The 11,521-nt window shown below is 27.7% G+C and carries 10 protein-coding genes and 1 pseudogene; 4 read left to right on the forward strand and 7 right to left on the reverse strand.

Annotation, left to right across the window (positions count from 1 at the left end):
• On the reverse strand, positions 1–1,179 hold a 1,179-nt coding region (locus AB2369_RS07000; protein WP_367665764.1), incomplete at its 3' end, for a hypothetical protein.
• A gap of 119 nt (positions 1,180–1,298) precedes the next feature.
• Here AB2369_RS07000 and AB2369_RS07005 point away from each other — a divergent pair.
• Positions 1,299–1,445, forward strand: coding sequence for a DNA-binding protein (locus tag AB2369_RS07005; protein ID WP_367665765.1), 147 nt, complete (start codon positions 1,299–1,301; stop codon positions 1,443–1,445).
• A gap of 541 nt (positions 1,446–1,986) precedes the next feature.
• On the opposite strand, the pseudogene AB2369_RS07010 reads toward AB2369_RS07005, so the two are convergent.
• The 3 genes and pseudogenes from AB2369_RS07010 to AB2369_RS07020 all read right to left on the reverse strand — a co-directional run.
• A pseudogene (locus tag AB2369_RS07010) lies at positions 1,987–3,168 on the reverse strand (endonuclease MutS2); the annotation flags it as partial.
• 681 nt (positions 3,169–3,849) lie between these two features.
• Complete coding sequence (locus tag AB2369_RS07015) at positions 3,850–5,379, reverse strand: DUF4179 domain-containing protein (RefSeq protein ID WP_367665766.1); 1,530 nt, start codon at positions 5,377–5,379, stop codon at positions 3,850–3,852.
• A gap of 13 nt (positions 5,380–5,392) precedes the next feature.
• Positions 5,393–5,893 carry an RNA polymerase sigma factor gene (locus AB2369_RS07020; protein ID WP_367665767.1) on the reverse strand — a complete coding sequence of 167 codons (501 nt, stop codon included), beginning with the start codon at positions 5,891–5,893 and terminating at the stop codon, positions 5,393–5,395.
• A 502-nt stretch (positions 5,894–6,395) separates the two neighbouring features.
• Here AB2369_RS07020 and AB2369_RS07025 point away from each other — a divergent pair.
• Complete coding sequence (locus tag AB2369_RS07025; RefSeq protein ID WP_367665768.1) at positions 6,396–6,602, forward strand: hypothetical protein; 207 nt, start codon at positions 6,396–6,398, stop codon at positions 6,600–6,602.
• 42 nt (positions 6,603–6,644) lie between these two features.
• A complete protein-coding gene (locus tag AB2369_RS07030) occupies positions 6,645–7,124 on the forward strand; it encodes a hypothetical protein (RefSeq protein WP_367665769.1) in 480 nt (159 codons plus the stop codon).
• Positions 7,125–7,190: 66 nt separating this feature from the next.
• On the opposite strand, the gene AB2369_RS07035 is transcribed toward AB2369_RS07030, so the two are convergent.
• The 3 genes from AB2369_RS07035 to ybaK form a co-directional block, all read right to left on the reverse strand.
• On the reverse strand, positions 7,191–7,937 hold the full coding sequence (locus AB2369_RS07035) for a class I SAM-dependent methyltransferase (RefSeq protein WP_367665770.1): 747 nt from the start codon (positions 7,935–7,937) through the stop codon (positions 7,191–7,193).
• 1,405 nt (positions 7,938–9,342) lie between these two features.
• Positions 9,343–10,269 carry an alpha/beta hydrolase gene (locus AB2369_RS07040; protein ID WP_367665771.1) on the reverse strand — a complete coding sequence of 309 codons (927 nt, stop codon included), beginning with the start codon at positions 10,267–10,269 and terminating at the stop codon, positions 9,343–9,345.
• A gap of 103 nt (positions 10,270–10,372) precedes the next feature.
• Positions 10,373–10,849 carry a Cys-tRNA(Pro) deacylase gene (gene ybaK, locus AB2369_RS07045; protein WP_367665772.1) on the reverse strand — a complete coding sequence of 159 codons (477 nt, stop codon included), beginning with the start codon at positions 10,847–10,849 and terminating at the stop codon, positions 10,373–10,375.
• A 281-nt stretch (positions 10,850–11,130) separates the two neighbouring features.
• Here ybaK and AB2369_RS07050 point away from each other — a divergent pair, with 281 nt between their 5' ends.
• Positions 11,131–11,271, forward strand: a complete 141-nt coding sequence (locus tag AB2369_RS07050) for a hypothetical protein (RefSeq protein ID WP_367665773.1) — start codon at positions 11,131–11,133, stop codon at positions 11,269–11,271.
• The last annotated feature ends 250 nt before the right edge of the window (positions 11,272–11,521 follow it).

Genomic DNA, 11,521 nt, shown 5'->3' on the forward strand with positions numbered 1-11,521 from the left:
CGTATACTTGATACTATTAAAATCACATTTGTATTCAAGTCTTTCTCTTATATATCCCTTAATCCATCTTGATAATTTGCGTTTTACTGATTTAGGATATCTATCATTCCAATTAACAAAATCTAGTTGCTCCATAACTATTTCTGTTGGTTTTTCTTCTTTTATTAATTGATTTAAGGAATAATTTATATAAGATTTTACTGTTTGGTCATGCTTCGATTTATTGTGATTATATTTTACTATGCCTAAATTGTTTTCTTTTATGGTGTTAGCCTTCTTAATATTACCTTGATCTAAATATTGATTATATAAAGCCCAAAATCTATTTCTTTGAGCGTTTGCCTTACTTAGTCTTTCAGTTTCTCTATTTAGATGATAATTAAGACTTTCTCCATAAAAATTATCACTTGATACTGCAAATAAATATTTGTATCCCTTGTCTATTCCTATAATATTTTCTTTATTAATGTTCTTTTTAACCTTAACTTTTAAAGGACAATATATTATTATCTTACTATCTACTATTTTAACTATCATTGTCCTATGGTATTTATTAATATCAGTCAATTTAATAGATAGTCTTTTACCCTTTCTTGTAGAAGTTATATTTATACAATTATCTTTGCACGAATACAATCCTGTATCTATTGAGAGCTTATTTCCCACTTTTGAATAAGGTATATGTCCTTTATATCTCCTTGTGTATCTTTTTATAAGGTTATTGAGATAATTATAATTTAATTCTTTATCTTGAAATACTTTAGGAATATCAAAACATTGATTAGTTAATATTTTAGAGTAATAATTATCAAACTTTAAAATGTAATTGATATAATGTCTATCTTCATTTGATAAATTATCATTTACTCTGATCTGACTTTTTATCTTTCTTTTAATGTTACTCCATTGAGATTTAATATTTCCTATGGCTTCATCTAAAGCTAGTTTCCAATATCTCGCAGGCATTCTCCATTGTTCTGCAAATTTAGTTTTTACCCATATGTCTCTAATCTCTTTTTTATAACCTCCAAGAATAGTGATACTATTAATTCCACTATATCTTGAATATACATAGTTCTTAACATTTTTGTATTGATTAGCTATGAATTTTAATTCTTTTAAAACATCTTCGTCTAATTCATATGAATATTGTTTAACAGTTTTAATTATAGTCCTCACTATTCTCACCTACTTTTATTTATTAATTTCATTATACATATATAGTATCCCCCGCTTTGTTGACACTTTATAAGCATGTTATATTAAAATAAATTAAATTGATTAAAAGAGGTGATTATGTGGCTGTTAGTAAAGACAATATCAGAATCAAAGTTACTGTTTCTAAAGAGATTAATAAACAATTAAAACTAAAGGCTGATAAAGATAATAGGTCAGTTAGTAATTATGTTTATAATTTAATTGTTAAAGATCTAGAAAATAGTTAGTTTGTGTTTACTTTACAGTAAACCTATTTTTATAAAATTTTAGAATACGGTTGTTTACGAATCAATCTAATCTTCATTTATACCATTTTTAGAGTATTCACATAAGGTCGTTAATCTTATGCAGTTCTCTTATGAACTTCTGCATATTTCTATACAGCATAGACTATATCACCTACCTAAAGCCTTAGGCAGCTCCCCATTTCCCCTCACTTGAAGGTACGAGCTTTTGCTCTAGTCGTTGAAGTTTCTCCTATTCGGAGCTTACCTGCTGATTATCCATTATTTCGGCACTTAGGATTTAACCTTATGCTATCCTAATTATTTTTTCTACTTTCGTTACCATCACGCTTAGACTTATTTCATTCTTACGTTGTGGTTAATTAGGCTTTAGGAACTTCCAGCAATTAAAGGAGTTTTGGATAGTTTTAAACTATCACTCTACACTCTTTATGAATGTAGGGAGCTTTTAATTTAACATACGTCTGCATTTGTCTGTATCTTTACACATTTATACATATATTAAACAACAATTAGTTGCTCCTATATTCTTAACATGAGATGAAAATGTACTTAAGGAATTTTCTATACTTTGATTATCCCCTATATCTACAAATACATTTTTAAATACTGAAAGCTCTGTTCCTTCCTTTCCACTTATATGAAGACCACTTTGAGCTGCAAGGGTTAAAAGTCCTATGGTTTTTAAAACTACTGTTTTCCCTCCAGCGTTAGGGCCTGTTATTACAAGAGTTCTATAGTCCTCTCCTACCTTAAAGTCTAGGGGTACTACTTCCCCCTTAAGAAGTGGATGTTTTCCTTTAATTATATTTATATATCCTCTATCATTTATCTTAGGACATACTCCATTTATGGACTTACTATACTTTGCCTTAGCAAATACCATATCATACTGTGCTATAGTTTCTACATTTATGCTTATGGTCTTAAGATTATCATAAACAATTGAGGTTAAATGGCATAGAATTTGATACTCTTCTTCCTTCTCTTCTGCCTTTAAGGTAGCTAACTCTACATTAAGAGTAGCTACTCCTTGAGGTTCTATAAACACTGATGATCCCTTAGATGAAGCCTCAACTATAACTCCATCCACTTGATGTTTATAAGATGACTTTACAGGTATTACATATCTATCATTCCTCTTGCTTATGAAAAACTCCTGTATATATTTTTTATTCTCAGAAGAGTTTAAGAACTTATTTAATTTATCCTTAATCTTCCCCTCTACAATATCTATATTTCTTCTTATCTTTTGAAGAGCCTTGGTAGCCTGTGAATCCACTCTACTACCTCTTATACACCTATTTATTTCATCCTCTATATATAAAAGCTCTGTTATTGAATTACTATAGCTGCTAAGACTCGGAGCATAGCTTTCCTTATCCCTCATAAATCTTTTTATAGTTCTGCACCCTCTTAAAAAATTGCTTAAGATTTCAAGTTCACTAGGATTTAAAATAATATCCTTTTTTAATTTATCTATAATTGAATTTACATTAAATACCCCTTCTAAAGGCACGTGAGAATAAGCATCAAGTATATTCCTACCTTCAGTGGTTTCCATAAGTCTTTTATTTACTACCTTTATTTCACTACTTGGCATTAACTTATCTACTAGTTCTTTTCCAAGTCCGCTAACACAATGTTTTTTTACTTCATCTTTTAAATTTTCATATTGTAATTTATTAAAAGTCTCTGTATTCATTTTAAGATTCTCCTTCATAATTCAAACTCACTTTAAAGCTCTTTGATAAATTATGAAGATACCAATATAAAAATTTTATATATAAATACTAATCCAGTTAAATAGGCTTGAAAATGTAATCCTCCAGATTAGGGTGATAATTCCTATGTCTTATATTTGAGGAAGCTATAATTAAATTTAATTACTATTTTTCCACATAAAAAAGCTGTGGATACCTTTAATGTGTCCACAGCTTAAAATTCCTCGTTAAAAAAGCTATATTTAGGGTATTAGAAAAACACCCTCTATACAGGAGGTAATATAAGCACCTTGGTATCTTCATAGACTAATGAATAAATTCCACAACAAACAGAGGTATATTAAATACCTTTTTCTAAGAATTTATTCTATTAAATTTGGTCTAGTTTAATACCACGCTCATAAGCCACCTCTTTTTATATTTTCAAACCTATTTAGTGTAAGCTTAACATAATATAATATCATTGTAAATATATATTATGCGACAATATATTTTACTCATATAATTATTGTTAATATTTTAAATATAATCCTATTAGCAATATTAAAGTCACTCTTCCTATTTTATTCCTTTATAATCCTCATAATACTTTCCCATGTTAATTCCAATTTTATTTACACCTTATTTATCTAGTGTTATTTGTCTCAGTATTTATATATTTCTTAAGAATTAAATTTTATAGTTTTATTAAGACTCTTTGGCATATCATATATTTCATTAAGATCTATAAGAATTATTTCCAAGTCATCTATATTTAATTGCTCATATGAACTTAGTATTTTATCTTTGGTTATAACTGCCTTTCCATTTGTTTCCATTACCTTAGAATAGCTGTTAGTTTTTTTATTATATAAATACATACCGTCAAGTGCTAAAGCCTCTTTCATAGGTCCACTTATTTCCACATCTAGTTCTATATTATCATAAGTATTTCTTTCTAAATCATTATGCTTCTCTTTAGCATAGCCTAAAGATTTTAACTTTATTGTTCCAAAACTTTCACTTTCTAAAGATTGGTTAGTAATATTACTTAAATTTATAACTTTTTTATTCTTAATCTTACTTAAAACATCTTTGTATATATTACTTATTTTTTCTGTATATTTCTTATTATCTATATCTCCTGTTTCACCTTCATTAATTTTTTCTATATCCTCTTTAAGTAGAGCTCCTCTTAAATCAAACTGATATTTGGAATCTAATACATCAAACATATGCCTAGAAACATATATATCTTCTGACATATGCCCACTTGATTTATGATTACTTTCATTAACTCTTTCTCCATTATGATTTAGCAAAGATACATGTAAACTATTAAATGCTTTACTCCCTATTAATTTATTTTCATTTACTTCTCCCACTAACTCTACATAGGTCTTTATAGGAGTTGATACTATTCTATTTAAATATATCTCTCCTACTGATGTGGAAAGTTTATCTTTTTCTTCTTTATAAACTTTTATTTTTTTATTTATTTCACTGCCACTTATTCTAAAATTAAAATTCCATTCCCCTCTTATTTCAGCAAAAGAAGTTAGTTTGAAGTTAATATCATATAAATCATCAATATCTTCAATATTATTATTAAGATTAATACTAGTTCTAATTATAAACTTATCTTCCTTCTCCTTTTTATTTTCCATGGTCCAGCCGAATCCCTGTGGACTTTCTCCATTTATGGTAAATTCAAACCCAACAGGCATTGGATATTTTTCCTCATTCTCAAATAAATCATCTAATTCCTTTATAACCTCCCCTTCTACAGAATAAGCTAAATACATTTCTTGCCCATCAAAGAGCATCTCCTCTATAGTAATTTTCAACCCATTATCTTCCCTTGTTTCTCCTATATATACTGAATAATCCTTTAAGTCATCACTAAAGCTTTGGGACCCTTTTCCAAAATCCCATCCAAAAATAGAGTCTTCCCCTACAATTTTATTTAATATAGGAATGCTACTTGCATAGGTTGGGAAGGTAACACAAAATCCTCCTAATAATCCAATGGTAATCCCTGCTGCTACTAAAGAATTCTTAAGTCTCTTCCTTCTTTGAGATTTAACCTTGTTCTTAGGAGGTAACTTCTGAAGCATTTCATCTATTTTATTTACAGCCTTATTACTTATTTCTATATGATTTAGAGAATCTAAAGCTAAATTAAGCTTATCTTCTATTATTTTTTCCTTCATAACTACCCCTCCTTTAATTAGCCTTAAGAATATTTTTGAGAAATGTTCTAGATCTTGAAAGTCTAGATTTTACAGTACCTTCTGGAATATTAAATTCCTTTGATATATCTCTTATTGATGAGTCCTCAAAGTAATAGGCTTTAACTAATTCCTTAAGTTCTTTAGGAAGCTTGTCTATTATATCCCTAAGTTCCACTTCACTAAAGCCTTCTTCCTTGTAGTTTATATCTAACTCTTCATTCCTAATGTATTTTTCACTTTTTCTAAGAACTTTTATACTGTTGTTTATAAGAATTTTAATTATCCAAGTTTTAAAATATTTAGGTTTACTAATCTTTTCTATATTCTTATATGATATTAATATAGTATCTTGTATAGCATCTAAGGCATCTTCTTCGTTTTTTAATATGCCCATGGCTACTTTAAACATATCATTTCTAGTATTCTTGATAAGTTCTGAAAAGGCTTCCTTATCCCCTTCCTTAGCCCTTTTTACCAAAAGACTTATATCCAATTTTATGTCCCCCTTATTATGTACTTCACCCATTAGATACCAATAAGTTCTTATAGGTTCTCTAAATATGTAAATTTTAATAATTTTTATGTTTTCTTAGCTTAATAAGTTTTAAACTCTACACAAAATAAAGCTATGCCAAAAATACTATTTGGCATAGCTTTAATTACCTCTTAGCCTTATAACCTTATTAGTGTAAATCTAATTATTTTTCTCCTTATATGCTTTTTTCCTTAATAAAATCCATACTATAATTATTTTAATAATTCTTCCTTTAGCTCATAATCTTTAATAACTAACCCTTTAATATAATAGAACTTATTTATATATTAGCTTTATCTATTATTATAGTTAAAGTTCAAGAAAATCAAACCATAAGAATCTATTTTTAGTATTATATCATAAAATAGGAATATAATGGACAAAGGGTGTTATAATATGTAAAATATTAATTAATCCGGCTATTACAGGTAATTATTAGAGTGCGGAAAAGAGTGGTTATATGAAGAATCTTTTTGATTTAAGCAATTATACTACAGAAGAAAAACATAAGTTAATTTATGAAAAATACACTGATTACTTTAAATTAATAATTTCTGATGAGTGGTATAAAACAGACTACACAGGTATATCTATCCCAATGCTTGGTTACTGTGATTCCTTAAATGTAGGAATAGCTACACCATTGTACTCTACGAAGCTACCTTGAAAAATAAGGAATTATTAATGAATAAGGCTTAATCTATATGTAATGAACGCTACATTACTTCTGAAGGAGATGTTTAAGATTAAAAAAGAGAGATTTAACCTTAAAAAAGAACTATTTATATTCAAAAGTAGATTCTTAAAACCTATTATCTTTCTAATTATTATACCTATCTTTATCCTTGCATTATTATCCCCTAAAAAGTATATTGGCTCCTCTAAAAATGGTGATATTAAAATTGAAATCTTTAAAACAGTTGAACCTGGCGGAAATTACTATAATTTATTTCTATCCCAAAAGGAAAATGTAGCCTTTAATAATACCCCTTTTAAATTTTACCTAGGTAATGATGATAATGGAGAATACTTCTCAGATATAAGAGAGGAAATTTCTAAAACTAATGAAGATTTTTATTGTATTATTGAACTTGATAACTTAACTCAAACTAGAGTTGATTTTAAATCAAGACCTGATTTCTTTTACTTATTTCGTATTATATCTAAACCTGAACCTAAAAATGTTTAGATGAGTTATAATTATAAAAGCTATACCAACTTTAATACTTGGTATAGCTTTATTACCTCTATATAATTAAGCAGTGCAATATAGTATCATTTCACTTGCATTTCCTTCTATAGGTATGTCCTCCTTAAGAGATCCACTTTCCTTCATAATCTTAAGTCCACTAAGCTCTATTATAGCCTTTAACTCCCTTGGCATATAATAGGTTAGCTCTTCTTTAACTTCTGCCTTCCTTAATAGTTCTTCTCCTCTATATTCTTCAAGTATTCTTTCAGTTACCTCTATTGAATTAGTAAAATCATAAGTAGATTTAACCTTGTCCACTATTTTAGTTTTATTTTCCTTATTGAAAAATTCAAAGGTCTCCTCTAATCCGTTGCTATTTACCATAAGCTCCATATAAGGAAGAAAGCAATCTATTATAAATACTCCATTATCCTTTAAATGCTCCTTGGCACATTTAAAAACAGAAACAAAGTCTTCTACTTTATTAAATTTATTAATGAAATTATAACTAGCTAAAACTACATCAAACTTTCTATCTAAAGAAAATTTCTTAGCATCCCCCTTAATAACCTTAGCCTTGCCTTGAGATTTTTTATTACACAAAGATATCATATCTTCACAGTTTTCAATACCTAGAGCATTGTAATCATTTTCAATAAGTGGTATAAGAATACGTCCCGTTCCTGAACCAAGCTCTAGTATATCTTGTCCATATTCTTTTAACCTCTCAACATAAGTCTTGTAATTATAGTTACTCTCATGAAAAATATCATAGAACTCTGCAACAAATTCCTTGCATCCACTATTCATAATTACCCCTCCATTTTAATTAATACTAAAATCCCCTAGCTTTGAATAAATCTTTACTCTTTATGATGAGAAATAGATATAACTATTAAGTTGATATAACGTAGAAACACTTCATTATGTTCCTTAACTTATAGCTAAATTACTAATTTAATAATTTTATAATATTATATCATATATTTTGCTATTAAAGAGTGCTACTGATTATTAAAATTATTTTATAATATTATAAATACTTATATTGTATAGATCTTTATAAGTTATATCATTGATATGAATATGCCTTATCTATATATGTAAATTTTAAAATAGAACGAATCCTCCTTCAGACGGTGTTCTTTCAGACATCTGAAGGTTAGATAAGTTAATCTGTGGGCGTAGCAACTGTTATCCTCTAACTTTTAAGAGTATGGGGTATTACAGTTAGTAACCATCATATAAAACTTATATATGTATATGCAAAAAGATAAGCTTAATAATTATAAAATTAAGCTTATCTTTTAGACTTTTAAGATCTGCATTTTAGTGTACCTCTGCATATGATTTAATTTTAATGAATTAACTAATTATTTGTTTAATTAAAAAAAGTATATATAGCAGTTTAGATGTGATATCTAGAAGGGTTAAAAGCCTTTTCCCTAAATACTCTCTTCTCTTTAAAATACTTTTTTTCCTCTTCATATTCTCACCTCCTATTTTAGAACTATAACTGTCTAATAACTGAAGGCCTTTACTTGAGATATCTTTTCTAAAGCTCTTATAAATTGTAACTTAAAATCTAATTCTAGCTTTGTAGCTTATTCTTTTATCATATCTAACCTAAATCATTGTTGAAGCTATTATATTCAAGATATTAATACATAAATAGTTAAAACATATTACTCTCATCCCCTTAATATTATTTTATTTTTAATAAAATTAAATATATTATTAAAGCTATATTCTAGTAAATATATATTACTATTACCCCTTAAATATACCAAATTTATTTGTTAAATTTTTGAAAATTCTTAACCTAAAATTCAAATATATGTATTTAACATATTCTTCTCAGTAATAATGATTCACTTTAACTAGACAGGTCCTAAGTTATACATGGCTTCAAGCCATAAATTCACAAAATAAAAATCATGGATATATGTTAAGAATTTAGTTAGGATTCCTATATTTTAATTTTATATAAAATCTAAGGGTAAGCTTTCCCTATACATTATCTTATAAGGTGTCTATTATAAATTAAAATGGTGATGAACTTATTCTATAAATTCATCACCACCTATAATCCATCATCTGAAAACTCAATATTTTTAATGATTATTTTTCCTTCTCTATTCTATAATTATCTTAAAAATATAATAAATACAAACTAAGATTAAGTAGTCTTATATAGTCATAAAATATTATTATTTTATATATTTTCCTCTAAGAAATTCTTAACCTGATTTAGATATCCCTTCCTGTCTGCAAAATAAGAGTTAGCATGATTAGCTCCCTTAACTATATATAGTTTCTTATTACTATTACAACTTTCATATAACCTATATACCATGTCTAGCGGTACAAATTTATCCTCTTTTCCATGGATAAAAAGTATAGGCTTATTTGTTTTTTTAACAGCTTCTATAGCTGATGCCTCATTAAAGAAGTATCCTGATCTTAATTTACATAAAAAACTTGTGGTATATATAAGAGGAAATCTAGATAAACCATACATTTTCTTCATCTGATAAGATAAAATATCCTTAGCTGAGGTATAACCACAATCTGCAATTATTCCTTTAACATTATCTATATTATTTTCTCCACTTACCATCATCACCGTTGCTGCTCCCATGGATACCCCATGAAGAATTATATTTGAATCTTCTCCATTATTTTTTATTATATAGTCAATCCACCTTTTATAATCCTCCCTTTCATGCCATCCAAAGCCTATATAATTTCCTTCGCTGTCTCCATGTCCCCTTGCGTCTGGCATAAGCACATTAAATCCAAGACTCTCCCTATAAAACTTTCCAAAGGAAGTCATATCCATAGCTTTTCCTGAATACCCATGAGATAATATTACAGTATTTTTAGTATTCTTTTCTGCTTTTATATAGTAGCCTCTTAATTCTGTGTCTTTATACCCCTTAATATTTATAACTTCTACCTGCTGATTGTTTAACCACTGAGGATCTACCCTCCAAATAGCATTTATATTTTTACTTTTAAAATCCTTGTTATTAATTAAAAACTTCTTCTTTGACCTTAAAATGAAAGTATTATAAAAGCAAAAGCTACTTAATACAATAGTAAAAACTATAATTATAGAAATTAATACTAATATTTCCATAGATCCCCCTTTAAAATTACATACTTATATCTCACCAGCTACCATTATCTAAATCATATTCAAAGATTGAGCTTTAGGATCGTATATCTATACTCTTAAATATTTACTTAATAATATCTTGAAATTCTCCCTCTATTACCTCTACTAAAGTAAAAGGATTTATCTCTATTTGAACTCCTATTTTTCCTCCACTTACTATAATTCTCTCAATATCCTTGGCACTTTCATTTACAAACGTCTTATAAAGCTTTTTCATACCTATAGGTGAGCACCCACCCCTTATATAGCCAGTATGCTTTGTTATATCATTTACAGGAATCATTTCTATTTTCTTTTCCTTAGCTGCCTTTGCTCCCTTTTTAAGATCTAACTCCTCGTTTACAGGTATTACAAAAACGTATATTTCCTTACTTTGTCCTTGTGCCACTAAGGTTTTATAAACTTCCTTTACGTCCCTACCAATCTTTCCTGCTACAGATACTCCATCAACTTTTCCATCCTTATTATCATAGGTTATCATATTATATTCTATATTCTTTGAATCCAATATTCTCATTGCATTAGTTTTTCCTTGAGCCATAATTTCTTCCTCACTTATCTTTATTAAACTTAATATTCTCTTATATAATAAAGGAATTGTATTCCTTATTTATAGTTATAACCTTATTCCTAAATTATACCACATTCCTTCATCCCTTAAGAATATTAGTACTATTTCTAATACCATCAGATAAACTTATACATATTACAAAAGTGTAAGATAAAAATTATTTTTTGTAATCTCCTTCGATGTTTAAAAAAATGTGGACTGGCTATAATAAAGATATAAGGTGATTAAATAGATTTCAGGAGGAATGAAAAATGATTAAAAAGTTTTTAGATAGATTATTCAGCACTGATGAGGTAGAAGTAGTAGAAGATGGTATCTTCAACATGGACGAGTCATATGAGAAAGAAGCAATAGAAATTTTTTATACTATGCAACTAAATATAAGAGCATAAGAAACTTTAAATAGATATTCTGATGAAAAATATGAAATGTACAATTATTAACCCTAAGGTTAAAAACATAAATATAAAGGAGAAACTTAAGATGCCCCGTTGCCAAAATCTATAAAAATCTATAAATCTTGTTTAATTCCCTGTTCAACGTGTCCGATTTTGTAATCCTAAAGAATATACTACTTTCGTTTGTTGTAACACTCCGAGGGCTTAAATTCCCATACAACGCATGGTACATATTAGTAGTATC

Origin of the sequence: Clostridium sp. (genome assembly GCF_040797585.1) — a bacterium.
In the GTDB taxonomy this organism is placed as follows: domain Bacteria; phylum Bacillota; class Clostridia; order Clostridiales; family Clostridiaceae; genus Clostridium_Z.

Excerpts from the sequence above, each read along its gene's own strand:
- AB2369_RS07015 (WP_367665766.1), bottom strand. The coding sequence starts at position 5,379 with ATGAAGGAAAAAATAATAGAAGATAAGCTTAATTTAGCTTTAGATTCT.
- AB2369_RS07025 (WP_367665768.1), top strand. The coding sequence starts at position 6,396 with ATGAAGAATCTTTTTGATTTAAGCAATTATACTACAGAAGAAAAACAT.
- AB2369_RS07030 (WP_367665769.1), top strand. The coding sequence starts at position 6,645 with ATGAACGCTACATTACTTCTGAAGGAGATGTTTAAGATTAAAAAAGAG.
- AB2369_RS07035 (WP_367665770.1), bottom strand. The coding sequence starts at position 7,937 with ATGAATAGTGGATGCAAGGAATTTGTTGCAGAGTTCTATGATATTTTT.
- AB2369_RS07040 (WP_367665771.1), bottom strand. The coding sequence starts at position 10,269 with ATGGAAATATTAGTATTAATTTCTATAATTATAGTTTTTACTATTGTA.
- ybaK (WP_367665772.1), bottom strand. The coding sequence starts at position 10,849 with ATGGCTCAAGGAAAAACTAATGCAATGAGAATATTGGATTCAAAGAAT.
- AB2369_RS07050 (WP_367665773.1), top strand. The coding sequence starts at position 11,131 with ATGATTAAAAAGTTTTTAGATAGATTATTCAGCACTGATGAGGTAGAA.